The organism is Bradyrhizobium erythrophlei (assembly GCF_900129505.1).
Lineage (GTDB): Bacteria > Pseudomonadota > Alphaproteobacteria > Rhizobiales > Xanthobacteraceae > Bradyrhizobium > Bradyrhizobium erythrophlei_D.
Genome location: NZ_LT670818.1, coordinates 1,065,269 through 1,082,656, shown reverse-complemented (window position 1 = coordinate 1,082,656; position 17,388 = coordinate 1,065,269). Strand labels below are relative to the sequence as shown.

Below are 17,388 nucleotides of genomic sequence, written 5' to 3'. Positions count from 1 at the left end.
TCGCTCAACTCGATGTCGGTTCAGAGATAGCCGGCGACGCGCAGCCGCTCGAAGGCGTCTTCGGTTTCGTGATCGAGCGCGCGGCCGGCGCGCTCCGGCACCTTGGTGCTGTCGAGCTCGATCAGGATTTCCTCGATGCTCGCGGCATTCGAGGCCACGGGATTGGTGATGTCCTGATCGCCCAGCGAGCGGTAGCGCTTGCCGTCCCTGGCGAGATAAAGCGGAATGATCGGGATGTTTTCGCGCTTGGTGTAGGCCCAGATATCGGCTTCGGTCCAATGCAGGATCGGGTGGATGCGCAGATGCGCGCCCGGCGGCGGTGAGGCGTTGAACTGATCCCAGAATTCCGGGGGCTGATCGCGCACGTCCCAGCCGCCCTCGGTGCCGCGCGGCGAGAACACCCGCTCCTTGGCGCGCGTCGCCTCCTCGTCGCGGCGGATGCCGGCGATCAGGCCGTCAAAGCCATATTTGGCAAGCGCGAGTTTTAATCCGTCGGTCTTGCGCGCGGCGGAGCGCGCGGCTGGCGGCAGGGTCGGATCGATGGTCTCCAGCGGCGGACAGGGCTCGACCCTGAGATCGAGTTCCCATTCCTTGCCGTAGCGGTCGCGGAACGCGTACATCTCCGGAAATTTCTTGGCGGTATCGACGTGAAGCGCGGGGAACGGCACCCGGCCGAAGAAGGCCTTGCGCGCCAGCCAGATCATCACGTTGGAATCCTTACCCAACGACCACAGCAGCGCGAGCTTCTTCAACCGCGCGAAAGCCTCGCGGAAGATGTAGATGCTCTGGGCTTCCAGCGCGTCCAGGTGATCCATGGTGGGCTCGAGCGCGCGCACATCGGTCGAAATTTGCTGGACCGCGGAGGCCCCAAGCGTATCAGACCATGGCAACCGGTCGGTGACGGAATCATTGTTGAGAAGATGCATCTCTGGACCTTGGCGGCTGGAGGCGAAAATTCTATAGTTGCGTCGCAACAGAGAAGAAATAATTTTCCCTTTGCGAGGGTTGAACGAGACATATATAGAAAATAATTCTAGTCAACCCCAGAAGTTGGGGAAGCGAGTGTCGCATGCGATTCCTGCCGGTATTTCTGGATCTGCAAGCCGGGCCTGTGCTGCTGGTTGGCGCAGGCGACCTGGCGCGCGCGAAGCTGCGCCTGCTGGCTGCCGCGGGCGCGCGCGTTCGCTGGTATGTGACCGACGGCCATCATGATCTCTGTGGGCTTGGACCCGTCGATGCGGCGCGGATCGAGCAGGCCTTTGGCGATCCCCTCGCTGCCGATCTCTCCGGCGTCATCGCGATCCTCTGCGCGGGCGCGGGCGACATCGGACCCAAGATGTCGGTGCGGGCGAAAGCGGTCGGCATTCCCGTCAATGTGATGGACGACCTTGCGCATTCGACCTTTATCTTCCCCGCCATCGTCGATCGCGGCGACGTCGTGGTTGCCGTCGGCACCGGCGGATCGTCGCCGGTGGTGGCGCGCCGCGTGCGCGAACACATCGAAGCGGTCTTGCCGGCGCGCGTCGGCGATCTCGCCGCCTTCATCGGCCGCTGGCGTAAACTGATCCACGGCCGGATTCCTGAGTTTCCGCTGCGCCGCCGCTTCTGGGAGCGCGTGGTCGACGGCCCGATCGGCGCGCTGGTTCTCGCCGGACGCGACGACGAAGCCGAAGCGGCGCTGAAGAATATTTCCGATCCAAGCGCCTTTGCCGGCGCGCAACGTGACGGCAAGGCCGAGGGCAGGGTGACGCTGGTCGGCGCCGGCCCCGGCGATCCGGATCTGCTCACCGTCAAGGCGCTGCGCGCGCTGCAGGACGCGGATATCGTGTTTTACGATGAACTGGTCTCGCCCGAAGTGCTCGATCGCGCCCGCCGCGATGCGTCGCGCGTTCCGGTCGGCCGCCGAGTCGGCAAGCCCGGCATCGGCCAGGACGCCATCAACAAACTAATAATCGAGGCTGCGCGATCCGGCCAGCGCGCGGTGCGGCTCAAGGGCGGCGATCCCTTCGTGTTCGGCCGCGGCGGCGAGGAAGTCGAGGCCCTGCGAGAAGCAGGCGTAGCCTATTCGATCATTCCCGGAATTACCGCAGGGCTCGGCGCGGCGGCGCAATTCGAAGTGCCGCTGACCTTCCGGCACGAGGCGCTGCGCATCACCTTCCTCACCGCGCACAAGGCCAGGGACGCCGAAACCGTCGACTGGTCCACCCTTACTGACACGAAGATGACCGTCGTCGTCTACATGGGCATGACCGCGGCACCGTCCGTCCGCGCCGGGCTGCTCGCCGCGGGGCGCTCGCCGCAAACTCCGGTCGGCGTGTTCGCGCGCGTGACCCGGCCGGACGCGCAAGCAGTCGTCGGCACGCTCGATCGCCTGCCCGAGCTGGTCGGGCAGATCGACGGCGGTCCCGCCGTTCTCGTCATCGGCGATGTGGTCGCGCATTCCGCGCCATGGCGCCAATCCCAACTCGCTCAACTCGTCTCATATTTTCAGGTAGCTGCCGAATGACCTCTCCCCTTGAACAGAAGAAAATCAGAATCACCGGCCCGTCGGTGGTGACCGCCAACCGAACCTGGGACGGCATCGTGATCTACCGCACCGCCCAGCAGGACTGGTCGGTAAAGCTGTCGGATGCCGCGATCGTTCGCACTTCCGAAGAGGCCCGCGCCTTGCTTGCAGAATCCGTCGCCGACGATGTCGGTGCGGTCGGCGCCTATATCGCGCCGGTCGAAATCAAGGAAAGCGGCAAGATCAAGCCCGGCAATCTGCGCGAACACATAAGGCTGCAGGGCGTCACCATCGATCTCCCGGTTCCGGCCTAAGGCTTCCACAGAAAGCTCGCACATGTACGCATATGACGAACTCGATCGCACGCTGATCAACGAACGCGTCGAGGAATTTCGCGACCAGGTGAAGCGCCGGCTGTCCGGCGAGCTCACCGAGGACGAGTTCAAGATGCTGCGCCTGCAGAACGGCGTCTATCTGCAGCTGCACGCCTATATGTTCCGCGTCGCGATCCCCTACGGCACCCTGTCGTCGAAGCAGTTGCGGCGGCTGGCGCATGTCGCGCGCCGCTACGACCGCGGCTACGGCCATTTCACCACACGCCAGAACATCCAGTACAACTGGATCAAGCTCGCCGAACTGCCGGACGCGCTGGCCGATCTCGCCGAGGTCGGCATCCATGCCATGCAGACCTCGGGCAACAACACGCGCAACGTCACTTCGGATCAATGGGCCGGCGTGGCGCCCGGCGAAATCGAGGATCCGCGCATCTGGTCGGAGCTGATCCGGCAATACACGACGCTGCATCCGGAATTCTCGTTCCTGCCGCGCAAGTTCAAATTCGCGATCACCGCCTCCGCGCACGATCGCGCCGCGGTCAAGATCCACGACATCGGGCTGCGGCTGCACAAGAACGCCGAAGGCGAAACCGGCTTCGAGGTGCTGGTTGGCGGCGGACTCGGCCGCACTCCGTTCATCGGCAAGACGATAAAGCCCTTCGTCCACGGCCGCGATCTGCTGAGCTATATCGAGGCGATCCTGCGGGTCTATAATCAGTACGGCCGCCGCGACAACATCTACAAGGCGCGCATCAAGATCCTGGTGCACGAACTCGGCATCGAGAAATTCTCTTCTGAAGTCGAGGACGAGTGGCAACAGATGCGCGACAGCGACACCGCGCTGACGCTGGACGACGCCATGATCGACGACATCCGGTCGCGCTTCTCCTATCCGAGCTACGAAAAACTGCCGCATATGCCCGATGAACTGAAGAAGGCGGCGGCCGACCCGTTGTTCGAGCGCTGGCGCAAGAATTCCGTGTTCACGCACAAGGTGCAGGGTTACGCGATCGTGACGCTGTCGCTGAAGCCGGTCGGTGGGCCGCCCGGCGACGCCACCGCCGATCAAATGGACGCGCTCGCCGATCTCGCCGACAAATACTCGTTCGGTGAAATCCGCGTCGGCCACGAGCAGAACCTCGCGCTGCCCCATGTCGCCAAGCGCGACCTGCCGGCGCTGTGGGCGGCGCTCGACAAGATCGGGCTGGCGACGCCGAACGTCAATCTGGTGTCCGACATCATCGCCTGCCCGGGGCTGGACTACTGCTCGCTTGCCAATGCGCGTTCGATCCCGATCGCGCAGGAATTGACGCGGCGCTTTGCCAATCACGACACCGCCGATCTGATCGGGCGGCTGCATATCAACATATCCGGCTGCATCAATGCCTGCGGCCACCATCACGTCGGCCATATCGGCATTCTCGGCGTCGAGAAGAACGGCGAGGAATTCTACCAGATCACGATCGGCGGCCGCGCCGACGAGAACGCCGAACTCGGCGCCCTGATCGGACCCGCCGTGCCCTATGTCGACGTTGCCGACGTGGTCGAGGACATTGTCGAAGCCTATCTCGCGTTGCGCGCGCGTCCGGACGAATTGTTCGTCGACGCGGTGAAGCGGCTCGGCGTCGAACCTTTCAGGGAGCGCGTCTATGCCACTCGTTAAGGACGGAAAGATAACGAACGACGAATTCGTCCACCTCGCTGACGATGCCGATATCCCGCGCGACGGCGCGATCCTGATTTCGTCGGCGCGGTTCCTCGACGAAGCCGAGGCGCTGTCGCGGCGGGAAGGGCGGACCGGGGTGATCTGGCCGAACAATCGCGACCTCGACGATCTCGTTCCCTATCTCGATCGGCTCGCGGTGGTTGCGTTGGTGTTTCCGACCTTCCGCGACGGCCGCGCCTACAGCCAGGCGCGGCTATTGCGCGAGCGTCACAATTATCGCGGCGAGTTGCGCGCCACCGGCCAGGTGCTGCGCGACCAGTTCCTGTTCATGCTGCGCGCCGGCTTCGATTCGTTCGAGGTGAAGAAGCCCGCCGACGCGGAAGCGTTCGCCAACACGGTCAAGCGCTACTCGGTGTTCTATCAGCCGACCGGCGACGGCCGCATGACGGCGCTGCACCGGCGGATGATGCTGCGTCATTCGGAAAGCGCCAGCCAATGAATGCATTCGTGGACCATGTGTCGCTCGCGCGGACGGCAGGCGATCTGCCGGCGGCCGACGAGCTTGATCGTGCGCTTCGCAACGCATCTCCGACGGAGGTGATTGCAACCGCGTTGCAGGCCGTCGGCCGCGAGCATCTGGCGCTGGTTTCCTCGTTCGGCACCGAGTCGGCGGCGCTGTTGAAAGTCATGGCCGATGTCGACCCCGCCATCCCCGTGGTCTTTCTCGATACCGGATGGCTGTTCGAGGAGACGCTTGCCTATCGCGATACGCTGATCGCGGCGCTGGGCCTGCGCGATGTCCGCTCGATCAAGCCGCTGGAGGAGACGCTGAACCGCGAGGATCCCGAGCGCGAATTGTGGTTCTCCGATCCGGATGCCTGCTGCCGGATCCGCAAAGTCGAGCCGCTGGCGCGCGCGCTAAAACCGTTCAGCGCCTGGATCAACGGCCGCAAGCGGTTCCAGGGAGGCTTGCGCGCGCAGATTCCGGTCGTCGAGCAGGACGGCGCACGACTGAAATTCAATCCCTTCGCCAACGTCTCGCGCGAGCAGATCGATGCGATCTACGCGCGCGCAGACCTGCCGCCACACCCGCTTCTGAAGTCCGGCTACCTGTCGGTCGGCTGCATGCCCTGCACCAGCCGAACCTCGCCCGACGAGGATGTGCGCGCCGGGCGCTGGCGCGGCCGGGCCAAGACCGAATGCGGCATCCATACGGTCAAGACTTCGTAGCATAGTGACGCTGCAACGCTGCGAACAATGAAATGCGGTTTCGTTGACTTAATGCCGCATTGACCTGAGTGATATTCGCGTCCTCGATGACAATGAAGTCGTCAGGCCGAATGGAGATTGGGATGTTCCGTCGCATGTTGCCTGTAGTTGCCGGGCTGCTCTGGGCAAGCTCGGCGTTTGCCGCCGATGTCACGCTGCTCAATGTGTCCTACGATCCGACTCGCGAGCTCTATGTGGATTTCAACAAGGCGTTTGCAGCGGCCTATCAGAAGGAAAGCGGCAAGAGCGTCGAGATCAAGCAGTCGCACGGCGGCTCCGGTTCGCAGGCGCGCGCCGTGATCGACGGCCTGCAGGCCGATGTGGTCACGCTGGCGCTCGCCTATGATATCGACGCCATCGCCGCGAAGGGGCTTGTTGCTGCCGACTGGCAGAAGCGGCTCCCGCTCAATGCCTCGCCCTACACCTCGACCATCGTCTTCCTGGTGCGCAAGGGCAATCCCAAGGGCATCCGGGATTGGGACGATCTGGTCAAGGCTGATGTCAGCGTCATCACGCCGAACCCGAAGACATCCGGCGGCGCGCGCTGGAATTATCTCGCCGCTTGGGGCTACGCGCTGAAGAAATTCGGCATCACTGATAAAGCAAAACAGTTCGTCGCCGATCTCTACAAGAACGTGCCGGTGCTGGACACTGGCGCACGCGGCTCCACCGTGACCTTCGTGGAACGCGGCGTCGGCGACGTGCTGCTGGCCTGGGAGAACGAGGCATTCCTCGCGCAGCGGGAATTCGGCAAGGACAAGTTCGAGATCGTATCGCCGCCGCTCTCCATTCTGGCGGAACCCCCCGTGGCCGTCGTCGATGCGGTCGCCGACAAGAAGGGTACCCGCGCGGTCGCGGAAGCCTACCTGAAATACTGGTACACCAGGGAAGGCCAGGAAATCGCCGCGCGGAACTCGTATCGACCGCGCGATCCGGAGATCGCCAAGCAATACGAAAATTCCTTCGCCAAGGTCGAGCTGTTCACGATCGACGAAGTATTCGGCGGCTGGACCGAGGCGCAGAAGGAACATTTCGGCGAAGGCGGCGTGTTCGACCAGATCTACAAGAACTGACGCCGTGAAGCGCAAGCAGGGGACATTGTGAGCGGAGGCGCAGGACGGCGCAGCACCTTGCCGGGGTTCGGTCTCACCATGGGACTGACGCTGACATGGCTGTCGGTGATCATCCTGATTCCGCTCGCAGGTCTGTTTCTCAAGACCTTTGAACTGAGCCCCGATCAGTTCTGGGACATTCTCACCAGCCGCCGCACCCTCAACGCGCTGAAGATTTCGTTCGGCCTCGCCTTTGCCGCGGCATGCGTCAATCTGGTGATGGGCACTATCATCGTCTGGGCGCTGGTGCGCTACCGTTTTCCGGGCCGCCGGCTGTTCGACGCCATCGTCGATGTTCCCTTTGCGTTGCCAACCGCCGTAGCCGGTGTTGCCCTGACCTCGCTGTTCGCGCAAAAAGGCTGGCTCGGCGCGCCACTGGCCGAACTCGGCATCAAGGTGGCGTTCACGCCGATCGGGATTTTCGTGGCGATGATTTTCATCGGCATTCCCTTTGTGGTGCGGACGGTGCAGCCGGTGCTGCTCGACCTCGAAGTCGAGGTCGAGGAAGTCGCCGCCAGCCTCGGCGCCAACCGCTGGCATACGGTTTCAAAAGTGATCCTGCCGAGCTTGATTCCGGCGCTGTTGACCGGGTTTGCGCTGGCCTTCGCGCGTGCGGTCGGCGAATACGGCTCGGTCATCTTCATCGCCGGCAACCTGCCGAATGTATCGGAGATCGCGCCGCTTCTGATCGTGATCCGGCTTTCGGAATTCCGTTATGCGGACGCGACCGCGATCGCGGTCGTCATGCTGGTGGCGTCGTTCCTGATCATTTTCGCGATCAATCGCCTGCAGCGCTGGGCGCAACTGCGCCTGCCCGCGCATTGAGGGGCCGAGGGCAATGAATCAGCGACCGTCTTCCCTGAGTTCGGCGCGGGACGATCTGCGGACCGAGCCGAGGCTTGTTCGCTTCGTCGTCATCGCGATTGCGGTGACGTTCCTGACGGTCTTCGTGGTGCTGCCGCTGGTCGTGGTGTTCGCGCAGGCATTTTCAAAGGGCGTCGGCGCTTATCTTTCTGCGCTGGCCGATCCGGAAGCGCTGTCGGCGATCCGGCTGACGCTCCTGGTCGCCGTGATTTCCGTCGGCCTCAATCTGGTATTCGGGATCGTCGCGGCCTGGGCCATTGCCAAATTCGATTTTCGCGGCAAGACCTTCCTGATCTCGCTGATCGATCTGCCGTTCTCGGTCAGCCCGGTGATCTCGGGACTGGTGTTCGTGCTATTGTTCGGCGCGCAGGGTTATTGGGGGCCGTGGCTGCAGAGCCATAATATCCATGTGCTGTTCGCGGTGCCCGGCATCGCGCTTGCCACCGTCTTCGTGACGTTTCCGTTCGTCGCGCGCGCGCTGATTCCGCTGATGCAGGAACAGGGCACGCAGGAGGAAGAGGCTGCGATCTCGCTCGGCGCGTCCGGTCTGCAGACCTTCTTCCGCGTCACCTTGCCGAATATCAAATGGGGTTTGCTCTACGGCGTGCTGCTCTGCAACGCCCGCGCCATGGGCGAGTTCGGTGCGGTGTCGGTGGTATCGGGCCACATCCGCGGCGAGACCAACACCATGCCGCTGCTGGTTGAAATTCTCTACAATGATTATCAATTCGTATCGTCGTTCGCGATCGCCTCGCTGCTGGCGATGCTGGCGCTGATCACGCTGGTGGCGAAAACCATTCTCGAACGGCACTTGGACGACGGGCAACAGCTGCGTGACGATTGAAGTCAAAGGCCTCGTGAAGAGGTTCGGCGCATTTGCCGCGCTCGACGGCGTCGACCTGAAGGTCGCGTCAGGCGAGTTGGTGGCGCTGCTGGGGCCGTCCGGCTCGGGCAAGACCACGCTGTTGCGCATCATCGCGGGGCTCGACTGGCCCGACGCCGGCGAGGTCTCGTTCGACGGCGAAGACGCGCTCGCCCGCGGCGCCGGCGAGCGCCAGGTCGGATTCGTGTTCCAGCATTACGCGCTGTTCCGCCACATGACGGTGTTCGAAAACGTCGCGTTCGGCCTGCGGGTGCAGCCGCGTGCGGTGCGCAAGAACGAGGAGGGCATCCGTGCGCGGGTCAGGGAATTGCTGGATCTGGTGCAGCTCGGCTGGCTTTCCGATCACTATCCAAGCCAATTGTCGGGCGGCCAGCGCCAGCGCATTGCGCTGGCCCGGGCGCTGGCGATCGAGCCGCGAATCCTGCTGCTCGACGAGCCCTTTGGCGCGCTCGATGCCAAGGTGCGCAAGGAACTGCGGCAATGGCTGCGTTCCCTGCATCACGAGATCAACGTGACCTCGATCTTCGTCACCCACGATCAGGAAGAGGCGCTCGAAGTCGCCAACCGTGTGGTGGTGATGGACAAGGGCCGCATCGTGCAGATCGGCACGCCCGGCGATGTCTATGACAATCCGGCGACCGCCTTCGTGCACGGGTTCATCGGCGAGTCGATCGTGCTGCCGGTGGATATCCACGACGGCTGCGTGCGGCTCGGCGGCAAGGCATTGAATATCAGGGCCGATGGCGCGGCTTCCGGCGCATCGCAGCTGTTTGTTCGCCGTCACGACATGCAGGTCGGGCCGCCCGGCAGCGGCGCATTCGAGGGCAAGGTACGGCATGTCCGGACCTTCGGACCGATCCAGCGGGCCGAAGTCGCTCTATCGCAGGGCGAGACCGTGATCGAGATCGACGCGCCCCGGGATCGGGAACTCAGGACCGGCGATATCGTGGGATTGCAGCCCCGGCACTACCGGATTTTCGCCGCGCAGGACTGAAAACGTTCACCATTCAGCCACGGTTGGTATGCAACAACCCCCAATCCATTCTGGGGGACTCTCGAATCATGCGGGCGATTATCGCCATTATCGCGCTGTTGGCGCTTGGCGGCTGCGCGGGCGAGGCCCCGGTCGAGCAGCCAGCCATGTATGCCGACATAGCCAATGGCGGCAGGCTCGATCCGATCGCCGCGGCCTCGATGATCTCGTTGTACCGGCAGAATAACGGGCTCGGCGCGGTGACGGTGGATCCCGAGCTGATGAAACTTGCGGAAGCGCAGTCGCAGGCGATGGCCAACCGCAACAAGCTCGACCACGACGTCAAGGCACCGCTGGCGCAGCGGCTGAATGCCTCGGGATACCCCGCGACGCAGGCGGTAGAGAATGTGTCGGCGGGCTATCATACCCTCGCGGAGGCCTTTTCCGGCTGGCGCGACTCGCCCCCGCACCGGGCCAATATGCTGAAAAATGGTGTCACAAAATTAGGCATCGCGGCGAGCTATGCTTCAAATACGAAATACAAGGTATTCTGGACGCTCATAATGGCGTCGTCGGACCCGCGATAACCTCGGCGTGATCGCCGTTGTCAGGACAGCTGATTGACGCGACCGCGACGGGGCGCCACGGTGCCGGGTGCTTTTTGGCAATAGAACCGCTTTCTCATATCTGATTGACCAAGCCATGACCGATCATTCGAGTCCCGCTCCGGCAAGGACGCCAGCCAAGGCACATCGGGTGCTGGTGCTGCAGGGCGGCGGCGCGCTTGGCTCCTACCAGGCCGGCGCCTATCAGGCGCTGTGTCATTTCGATTTCGAACCGGATTGGATCGCCGGCATCTCGATTGGCGCCATCAATGCCGCCATCATCGCCGGCAACCCGCGCGAGAAGCGGGTCGCGCGGCTCAAGGAATTCTGGGACATGGTTTCCGCGCCGGTCCCCTGGAACCCCGTCACCAAGAGCGACCGCGCGCGATCGCTTTTCAACGAGACCAGCGCGGCGCTGATCGCGACCTTCGGCGTGCCCGGCTTCTTCCGGCCGCGCATCCCGCCGGCGCCGCTTTGGCCGCAGGGCACCCCGCAGTCGCAGAGCTATTACGATACCGCGCCGCTGCGGGCCACGCTGGAGCGCCTGGTCGATTTCGACCGCATCAACGCGCTGGAGACCCGGTTCAGCGTCGGCGCGGTCAGCGTGACGACCGGCAACTTCAAATATTTCGACAATTACGACTTCAAGAAGCAGGGCAAGAAGATCGGGCCCGAGCACATCATGGCCTCCGGCGCGTTGCCGCCGGGCTTTCCTTCCGTCGAGATCGAAGGCGAGCATTTCTGGGATGGCGGCATCGCCTCCAACACACCGCTTGATTACGTGCTGGATGAGGAAACCAACAACGACCTGCTGATCTTCCAGGTCGATCTGTTCAGCGCCCGCGGGCCGCTACCGGTCTCGTTGCTGGAAGCCGCCGAGCGCGAAAAGGACATCCGTTTCTCCAGCCGCACCCGTATGAACACCGACAAGAACAAGCAGGTGCACAACGCGCGCATGGCAGTGCGCGACCTGATAGGCAAATTGCCCGACTATCTCAAGAACGATCCGTCAGTCGAGATCCTCTGCAAGGCCGCCAAGGAGAACACCGTCACGGTGGTGCACCTGATCTACCGCAGCAAGAACTACGAATCCTCGTCCAAGGATTATGATTTTTCGCACATCGGCATGGTCGAGCATTGGCGCGCGGGGACACGCGACGTCCATCTTTCGATGCGCCACAAGGATTGGCTCGAGCGGCCGCAATCCGGCGAAACCATGGTTACCTACGATCTCACGGGGGACGGCACCGAAACCCTCGATGACAACAGGAGCAAGTGAAATGGGTACGTTGACAGGCAAGACCGCGGTTGTGACGGGATCGACCAGCGGCATCGGATTGGCCTATGCCCGCGCGTTCGCCGGCGCCGGCGCCAACATCGTTCTCAACGGCATGGGCACGCCCGCCGACATCGAGAAGGAACGCTCCGCCATCGAGAAGGACTTCGGTGTCAAGGCGGTGCATTCGCCGGCCGACATGACCAAGCCCGCGGAGATCGCCGACATGGTCGCGCTTGGAGAGAAGACCTTCGGCTCGGTCGACGTTCTCGTCAACAATGCCGGCATCCAGTTCGTCTCGCCGATCGAGGAATTCCCGCCCGAGAAATGGGAGGCGATCATCGCGATCAATCTGTCGTCGGCGTTTTACGGCATCCGCGCCGCCGTGCCCGGCATGAAGAAGCGCGGCTGGGGCCGCATCATCAATACTGCCTCCGCTCATTCGCTGGTGGCCTCGCCATTCAAGTCGGCCTATGTCTCGGCCAAGCATGGCATCGCCGGTCTCACCAAGACCGTGGCGCTGGAGCTTGCGACCTTCAAGATTACCTGCAACTGCATCTCGCCCGGCTATGTCTGGACGCCGCTGGTCGAGAAGCAGATTCCCGACACCATGAAGGCGCGCAACCTCACCAAGGAGCAGGTCATCCGCGACGTGCTTCTGGAAGCGCAGCCGACCAAGGAGTTCGTCACCTCCGAGCAGGTCGCCGCATTGGCGCTGTTTCTGTGTGGCGATGACGCCGCCCAGATCACCGGCGCCAACCTCTCGATCGACGGCGGCTGGACCGCGGAGTAGGGCTCTTGTCATCCCTTCCCGCTGTTTGCGGGAAGGGATCTTCCTTCGTTACTCGGTACCGGTTGCCAGAGGTCGTCTCGACGTGTGTCGAATATGCAGAATATCGATCGTCTCGCCACGCACCCGGTAGAAAATCCGAAATAGCTACTCGGACCTGAGAGCGTTGCGAGACGCGCGGAGCGGCCTTGGGTAAACGGCAAATGCGGTCAATGACAGTTTCCAGCCGGGTTGCGATTGACTCAGCTATCGCCGGGCTGGCACTCGCATTGTAATAGGCTGCGATCTGGTTGAGATCAGTGAGCGCCTGCCGGGAATAGACGAGTTTCATACTCGCCGAAATTTTGCAAAGGCTGCTTTAATTTCGGCATCGGTTGCGACTTCCCCCCGTCGATGGAGGCCATCGCAGCATCTATGACCTGCAATTCCTCCCGGGTTGCGAGATAGTCTTGGCCCTGCAATTCGCTTTCGATCTGATTGGCAAGAGCGACAAGTTCATCCTGCGCCTCTTCAGGCCAGGTCTTGGCGCGCTCCAGCAGGTTTTTGAGGTCCGTCGCAGTCATAACGAAATCATATCACCCAGGCGGCCGAATTTCCAACCCTAGGATGCGCCTTCGGCGCCGTTCTTCCCGAACGGCAGCACGTTCATGCCGAGCCGCCGCCGCACGATCCAGAACAGCAGCACGGTTTCGAACGTCAGCGAGATCGAGGTCGCCGCGGCGGCGCCGTGGCCGCCGAACCGCGGCACCAGCGCGACGCAGAGCACCACGTTCATGACAAAGGACAGCGCATAGGCCGATGCGCAGATATGCTGGTGGCCGAGCATGTTGAGCAGCCGTTCGACCGGGCCGATCGCCGAGCGCACCACGAGCCCGATGGCGGCGATGAACATGATGTCGTAGCCGACTACGAATTGCGGTCCGAACAGCCACAGCAGCGGCTTGCCGAACGCCAGCAGCAGGATGGTCGCAGCGAGCGAGGGCCAGAACGTCCACTTGATCGCATAGGCGACATAGGCCGCCAGCCGCGGCTTATCGCCGAGCGCGTGATATTCGGCAAACCGGTGTGCCGTGGTCGCCGACATCGCGTAGTGGATGAAGGATACCAGCGCCAGCGTCTTCACCACGGCGAAATAAACGCCGACCTCTTCGGAGGGGCGGAACTGCTGCAGGACCAGCACGTCGGTGTAGGACAGCAGCAGGTAAAAACCTTCGACCAGCAGGATCGGCAGCGAGACCGCGAGCCAGCCGTGGAAATCGTAGGCCTTGGGACCGGACTCGACGTTGCCGCCGAGCCTGCGGTTCAGCGCCGTCATCTGTCCGATCATGGCGATCCATACCGCGGCGGCACTGGCGAGCATCGCGGCGGTGGCGCCGAGATGGAAGCCGAGCGCGAACGCGCCTGCGGTGAAGCCGATGATCAGGGACTGCCGCACGATGAACTGCGGCATCAGCCCGAGCCGCATCCAGTCATACGAGCGCGCGATGCCGTCCTGGGTATTGGCGACCACGAAGGCCGGCAGCGTGAGGCAGCCGATGTAGAGCGGAACGATCTCGCTTGCGTTGATCCACGGCGACAGCAATTTTACTACGCCCGCGAGCAGCAGCGAGACAAGGGCGGAGACGATGAACGTCAACCAGCGACTGCCGGACAGGAAGCCGCGCAGCAGCGCGGTTTCGCTCGCGGCACGATACTCCGGGATAATCTTTTGCGCCGAGGTCGAAATACCGAAATCCATCATGCTGCCGAGCAGCAGCACCCAGGTCCAGACATAGACATAGACGCCGTAATCCGAGCCGCCCATCCGGCGCGCCAAGAGGATCTGCGAAAGGTAGGCGAGTGCGGCGCTGATGACGCGGATGGCGAAGACCGTGCCGGCCAGCCGGTTGGTGACCGAGGCGTCGCTGGAGCCGCCCACCAGCGAGCGCAGCCGCGCGATCACACCGGCAGGCGGAACTGTCTCGGATTGTGCGTCGATCGCGGCCAAGCGGCAAACCTCGAAAGCCGCCGCGGGGCTGCGGCGACCATTCCGCCTATCAACTATTCGTTAAGAATCGGTGGCGTCGTCGTTCCGGGGCATGCCAACGGGTCGGCGCGAAGCGCCGCCCGATGACAGGCTCCGCATGAACCCGGAACCTCGAGATTCCCCGATGTGCAATTGCACATCTCAGGGTCGCGCAAATGCGCGCCCCGGAATGACGGAGAAATTATTCCAGATTGATATTGAACTCGTAGGAACGGTCGCCGCCGACTAGCGTCAGTTTCAGCGCCGCGCCTTCCGGGTTCGTGCCCGGCGGCATCCCGTCGAGCTCAAAGGCAAAACGCTTGACCCCGGGCGGGCCGTGGTCGAGCAGTTTTGGCACCGGCAGTCCCCATTCCGGCGTCGGCCCCTCGACGAACAGGTTGACGTCTTTGCCGTCGGGACTGACCACGTCGACCAGCACGGTGGATTTGCCGTCGCGCTTGACATCGCGGATGGTCAGCGGGTTGGGATCGCCGACATTGGCCGGCTTCGGCACGGTATCGAGCGCTGCGAACAGTGCGCTGTCTTCGGTGCTCGCCACGCTGGTGAAGGGCAGCTCCGCATTGGCCTGAACGGGGATGCAGATCTTTTCGCACACCGCGTAGTTGATGTCGGCGCGCAGCGTCACCGGCTTGTCGGCATTTTTTGCCACAATCCGCAACGGCAGCACGATTCCGTCGTGATAACCCATCGAATGGCCGCCGGCGCCGTCGTCGAATTTCGCGGGCGCCGGCCACATCACGGTCACGGCTTCGATATTGTCCGATTTGGAGAAATCGAACCGCGGCGGCACGCCGGAATCGCCCGGCGTGCGCCAGTAGGTCTTCCAGCCCGGCTGCAGCTGAAAGGCGATGCCGCCGAGCAGCACCGCGCCGCTGCGCGAGCCCGCCAGCAGCCGCACCGCGGAGTGTCCGTCGCGTTGCCAAAGCGACGAGTCCTGGGCGCGGGCCTCCATCGTCAGGGACGAAGCAAGGACGGTTGCGGCGAAGCCGAGCGCGGCGCGGACGGGAACTATGACTGTCATGAGACGTCTTTACAGGCTGGTGGGGGTGCAAACCATTGAATTGCTTGTGATGTATTTTCAAGCGCCGGACGAAGCTTGATTGACAGAACTGCCACCCAATATCAGGATGGGCGGCAACATGAGAGTCCTTTGCGGATGGGCCCTGAAGGCAAAAGACTGAGGAAGACCAGCCGCGACGCCGCCGGCATCGGCGACAATTCGGGCTCCGGCAATCCGTCAGGTCGCGGCTATCTCGACGGCCAGCTTCTGATCGCGATGCCCGTGATGGGAGACCCGCGCTTCGAGCGTTCGGTGATCTATCTCTGCGCGCATTCCTCCGAAGGCGCGATGGGCATCATCGTCAATCGCCCGGCGGGCAGTATCGATTTTCCCGAACTGCTGGTGCAACTCGACATCATTAAAAAGGCCGACCAGATCAAGCTGCCGGAAAATGCAGAGAGCATGAAGGTGCTCAAGGGCGGTCCGGTCGAGACCGGCCGTGGCTTCGTGCTGCATTCCAGCGATTTCTTCATCGAGGATGCCACGTTGCGGATCGACGATGGAATCTGCCTGACCGCGACCGTCGATATCCTGAAAGCCATCGCCAGGGGCGCCGGTCCCAAGCACGCGATTCTCGCGCTGGGCTATGCCGGGTGGGCGCCGGGCCAGCTCGAAACCGAAATCCAGGACAATGGCTGGCTGCACTGCGACGCCGATCCGGACCTGATCTTCGGCGGCGACGTCGAGGAAAAATACCTCCGGGCGCTGCGCAAGATCGGGATCGATCCGGGCATGCTGTCGAACGAGGCCGGGCACGCGTAGCTCCGCTGTCATGCTGCGCGAAGGCGGGGCATCCAGTCATCACCGGCGCCCATAATTACCAACGGCTGCGTATACTGGATCGCCCGCTTTCGCGGGCGATGACGATCTCATATTCTGCTAAGCAGGTTTCATCTTACTGGCCAACGGATGCCGGGCGTGATTCCGTCTTCGCACTGATTCGCGGAGGCGAGACATGGCAGGTAAATCTCCAGTCGTGGCGAGTGAAGAGCAGCAGGCGGCATTGCGGACCCTTGCAGTTTCGCGCGATCGCGGGGAGGCGGATCGGGCGAGAGCCGTATTGCTGACGTTATCGGGTTGGACCAGCCCACGCATTGCGGAAGCGTTCGGCGTTCGCGAGGATACGGTGCGTCTGTGGCGCAGCGATTTTGCGCGCGGCGGGGTCGAGGCACTCAAGACGAGCCCTGCACCGGGACCGGCCCCTGTCAAAGCGGAAGCTGCGCTGAGAGTTGCGAGGCCATTGCTGGAAGCGCCGGTTGCCGACCGGCACAACTGGACGCTGGCGCGCCTCATTGGCGAGATCGAGGCCCGCGAGGGCGTCACCATCTCCAAATCGCGTCTGTCCAAGGTGCTACGCAAAAAAAGTTCCGCTGGCGCCGACCGCGACACACCCTGAAGGGCCGCCAGGACGCCGATGCCGTCGACCGCGTGGGCCTCAGGCTGGCACTGCGAAAGGCGCAGGCAGAGGCCGGTGATATCGTGCTTCTCTTCGCCGATGAGAGCGAGGCGTTGACGCATCCTTATCTGGCCAGAGCCTGGGCCAAGTGTGGCGCCGATCTGCGGGTGCAGGCGCCAGGACAGGCCAAGAAGGTTGCGATGATGGGAGCGCTCGATCACACCGCGCGCAAGCTCATTGTGCACACAAGCCGAACCAAGCGTAGCACCGATTTCATTGCGCTCTTGGAAACGCTCGACGGTCTGTATGGCCCGAGGCCGGGTCTGCCGACGAAACCCGTCGTCGTCGTGCTCGACAACGGGCCGATCCACGTGAGCAAGGCGACAACCGCTGCCCTCACGGCCCGTGCCCACTGGCTCACCGTCGAATGGCTGCCCAAGTACGCGCCCGAACTCAACGACATCGAAGTTGTCTGGCACGATCTCAAAGCCCATCATCTGGCCCACCAGACCTTCACCGATGCCGAAGCTCTCGATCGAGCAATCCACGCCGCCGTAACCTCCTTGAACTCCGAGCGAAACCTCGATCCGTTGGCCAAACAAAGAATCTCTGCTTAGAAGCGTGCCT

At 63.0% G+C, this 17,388-nt stretch carries 19 protein-coding genes; 15 read left to right on the top strand and 4 right to left on the bottom strand.

Translation table 11 applies throughout. From position 1 onward, the window contains the following. Positions 1-20 precede the first annotated feature (20 nt). Positions 21-815, bottom strand: coding sequence for a sulfate adenylyltransferase subunit CysD (gene cysD / locus B5525_RS05160; RefSeq protein WP_079572962.1), 795 nt, complete (start codon positions 813-815; stop codon positions 21-23). A 254-nt stretch (positions 816-1,069) separates the two neighbouring features. On the opposite strand from cysD, the gene cysG reads away from it, so the two are divergent. The 12 genes from cysG to B5525_RS05100 all read left to right on the top strand — a co-directional run bounded on the left by cysG (position 1,070) and on the right by B5525_RS05100 (position 12,282). After that, positions 1,070-2,506, top strand: a complete 1,437-nt coding sequence (cysG, locus tag B5525_RS05155) for a siroheme synthase CysG (protein WP_079565034.1) — start codon at positions 1,070-1,072, stop codon at positions 2,504-2,506. Then, complete coding sequence (locus B5525_RS05150) at positions 2,503-2,820, top strand: DUF2849 domain-containing protein (protein ID WP_079565033.1); 318 nt, start codon at positions 2,503-2,505, stop codon at positions 2,818-2,820. The genes cysG and B5525_RS05150 overlap by 4 nt, the downstream gene beginning before the upstream one ends. A 22-nt stretch (positions 2,821-2,842) precedes the next feature. Next, the gene (locus tag B5525_RS05145) at positions 2,843-4,504 is read left to right on the top strand and encodes a nitrite/sulfite reductase (RefSeq protein ID WP_079565032.1); all 1,662 of its coding nucleotides are present in this window, start codon (positions 2,843-2,845) and stop codon (positions 4,502-4,504) included. After that, the gene (locus B5525_RS05140; protein ID WP_079565031.1) at positions 4,491-5,006 is read left to right on the top strand and encodes a DUF934 domain-containing protein; all 516 of its coding nucleotides are present in this window, start codon (positions 4,491-4,493) and stop codon (positions 5,004-5,006) included. Before B5525_RS05145 ends, B5525_RS05140 begins: the two co-directional genes overlap by 14 nt. Then, positions 5,003-5,737, top strand: a complete 735-nt coding sequence (locus B5525_RS05135) for a phosphoadenylyl-sulfate reductase (RefSeq protein ID WP_079565030.1) — start codon at positions 5,003-5,005, stop codon at positions 5,735-5,737. Before B5525_RS05140 ends, B5525_RS05135 begins: the two co-directional genes overlap by 4 nt. A 122-nt stretch (positions 5,738-5,859) precedes the next feature. Next, entirely contained in the window at positions 5,860-6,849 is a 990-nt protein-coding gene (locus tag B5525_RS05130) for a sulfate ABC transporter substrate-binding protein (protein WP_079572961.1), read from the top strand. Positions 6,850-6,927: 78 nt separating this feature from the next. Next, entirely contained in the window at positions 6,928-7,713 is a 786-nt protein-coding gene (gene cysT / locus B5525_RS05125) for a sulfate ABC transporter permease subunit CysT (protein ID WP_425305288.1), read from the top strand. 13 nt (positions 7,714-7,726) lie between these two features. Beyond that, on the top strand, positions 7,727-8,596 hold the full coding sequence (gene cysW / locus B5525_RS05120) for a sulfate ABC transporter permease subunit CysW (protein WP_079565028.1): 870 nt from the start codon (positions 7,727-7,729) through the stop codon (positions 8,594-8,596). Further along, positions 8,586-9,629, top strand: coding sequence for a sulfate/molybdate ABC transporter ATP-binding protein (locus B5525_RS05115; protein ID WP_079565027.1), 1,044 nt, complete (start codon positions 8,586-8,588; stop codon positions 9,627-9,629). Before cysW ends, B5525_RS05115 begins: the two co-directional genes overlap by 11 nt. Positions 9,630-9,697: 68 nt before the next feature. Further along, positions 9,698-10,195: a CAP domain-containing protein gene (locus B5525_RS05110; protein ID WP_172899817.1), complete on the top strand. Its 498-nt coding sequence runs from the start codon at positions 9,698-9,700 to the stop codon at positions 10,193-10,195. Between the two features lie 115 nt (positions 10,196-10,310). Continuing rightward, on the top strand, positions 10,311-11,492 hold the full coding sequence (locus tag B5525_RS05105) for a DUF3734 domain-containing protein (RefSeq protein WP_079565026.1): 1,182 nt from the start codon (positions 10,311-10,313) through the stop codon (positions 11,490-11,492). Between the two features lies 1 nt (position 11,493). Then, positions 11,494-12,282 (top strand): 3-hydroxybutyrate dehydrogenase, encoded by a 789-nt coding sequence (locus B5525_RS05100; RefSeq protein ID WP_079565025.1) that lies wholly within the window; start codon positions 11,494-11,496, stop codon positions 12,280-12,282. Between the two features lie 293 nt (positions 12,283-12,575). Here the strand turns inward: B5525_RS05100 and B5525_RS05090 are convergent, their stop codons facing one another. From B5525_RS05090 to B5525_RS05080, 3 genes are all read right to left on the bottom strand, one after another. Beyond that, positions 12,576-12,842 carry a hypothetical protein gene (locus B5525_RS05090; RefSeq protein WP_244567835.1) on the bottom strand — a complete coding sequence of 89 codons (267 nt, stop codon included), beginning with the start codon at positions 12,840-12,842 and terminating at the stop codon, positions 12,576-12,578. A 38-nt stretch (positions 12,843-12,880) separates the two neighbouring features. Continuing rightward, on the bottom strand, positions 12,881-14,266 hold the full coding sequence (locus B5525_RS05085; RefSeq protein WP_079565024.1) for a polysaccharide biosynthesis C-terminal domain-containing protein: 1,386 nt from the start codon (positions 14,264-14,266) through the stop codon (positions 12,881-12,883). Positions 14,267-14,486: 220 nt separating this feature from the next. Continuing rightward, positions 14,487-15,326, bottom strand: coding sequence for a protein-disulfide reductase DsbD domain-containing protein (locus B5525_RS05080; protein WP_079565023.1), 840 nt, complete (start codon positions 15,324-15,326; stop codon positions 14,487-14,489). A 135-nt stretch (positions 15,327-15,461) separates the two neighbouring features. Here B5525_RS05080 and B5525_RS05075 point away from each other — a divergent pair, with 135 nt between their 5' ends. The 3 genes from B5525_RS05075 (at position 15,462) to B5525_RS45260 (ending at position 17,378) form a co-directional block, all read left to right on the top strand. Then, positions 15,462-16,127 carry a YqgE/AlgH family protein gene (locus B5525_RS05075; protein ID WP_079565022.1) on the top strand — a complete coding sequence of 222 codons (666 nt, stop codon included), beginning with the start codon at positions 15,462-15,464 and terminating at the stop codon, positions 16,125-16,127. 193 nt (positions 16,128-16,320) lie between these two features. Further along, entirely contained in the window at positions 16,321-16,761 is a 441-nt protein-coding gene (locus B5525_RS05070; RefSeq protein WP_079565021.1) for a helix-turn-helix domain-containing protein, read from the top strand. After that, on the top strand, positions 16,698-17,378 hold the full coding sequence (locus tag B5525_RS45260) for an IS630 family transposase (protein WP_244567999.1): 681 nt from the start codon (positions 16,698-16,700) through the stop codon (positions 17,376-17,378). Before B5525_RS05070 ends, B5525_RS45260 begins: the two co-directional genes overlap by 64 nt. The last annotated feature ends 10 nt before the right edge of the window (positions 17,379-17,388 follow it).

Bases quoted from the DNA above. Each gene is read 5' to 3' on its own strand.
- B5525_RS05130 (WP_079572961.1), top strand. From the start codon at position 5,860: ATGTTCCGTCGCATGTTGCCTGTAGTTGCCGGGCTGCTCTGGGCAAGC.
- cysD (WP_079572962.1), bottom strand. From the start codon at position 815: ATGGATCACCTGGACGCGCTGGAAGCCCAGAGCATCTACATCTTCCGC.
- B5525_RS05110 (WP_172899817.1), top strand. From the start codon at position 9,698: ATGCGGGCGATTATCGCCATTATCGCGCTGTTGGCGCTTGGCGGCTGC.
- B5525_RS05070 (WP_079565021.1), top strand. From the start codon at position 16,321: ATGGCAGGTAAATCTCCAGTCGTGGCGAGTGAAGAGCAGCAGGCGGCA.
- cysW (WP_079565028.1), top strand. From the start codon at position 7,727: ATGAATCAGCGACCGTCTTCCCTGAGTTCGGCGCGGGACGATCTGCGG.
- B5525_RS05105 (WP_079565026.1), top strand. From the start codon at position 10,311: ATGACCGATCATTCGAGTCCCGCTCCGGCAAGGACGCCAGCCAAGGCA.
- cysG (WP_079565034.1), top strand. From the start codon at position 1,070: ATGCGATTCCTGCCGGTATTTCTGGATCTGCAAGCCGGGCCTGTGCTG.
- B5525_RS05145 (WP_079565032.1), top strand. From the start codon at position 2,843: ATGTACGCATATGACGAACTCGATCGCACGCTGATCAACGAACGCGTC.
- B5525_RS05135 (WP_079565030.1), top strand. From the start codon at position 5,003: ATGAATGCATTCGTGGACCATGTGTCGCTCGCGCGGACGGCAGGCGAT.
- B5525_RS05075 (WP_079565022.1), top strand. From the start codon at position 15,462: ATGGGCCCTGAAGGCAAAAGACTGAGGAAGACCAGCCGCGACGCCGCC.
- B5525_RS05080 (WP_079565023.1), bottom strand. From the start codon at position 15,326: ATGACAGTCATAGTTCCCGTCCGCGCCGCGCTCGGCTTCGCCGCAACC.
- cysT (WP_425305288.1), top strand. From the start codon at position 6,928: ATGGGACTGACGCTGACATGGCTGTCGGTGATCATCCTGATTCCGCTC.
- B5525_RS05140 (WP_079565031.1), top strand. From the start codon at position 4,491: ATGCCACTCGTTAAGGACGGAAAGATAACGAACGACGAATTCGTCCAC.
- B5525_RS05100 (WP_079565025.1), top strand. From the start codon at position 11,494: ATGGGTACGTTGACAGGCAAGACCGCGGTTGTGACGGGATCGACCAGC.
- B5525_RS05090 (WP_244567835.1), bottom strand. From the start codon at position 12,842: ATGACTGCGACGGACCTCAAAAACCTGCTGGAGCGCGCCAAGACCTGG.
- B5525_RS05150 (WP_079565033.1), top strand. From the start codon at position 2,503: ATGACCTCTCCCCTTGAACAGAAGAAAATCAGAATCACCGGCCCGTCG.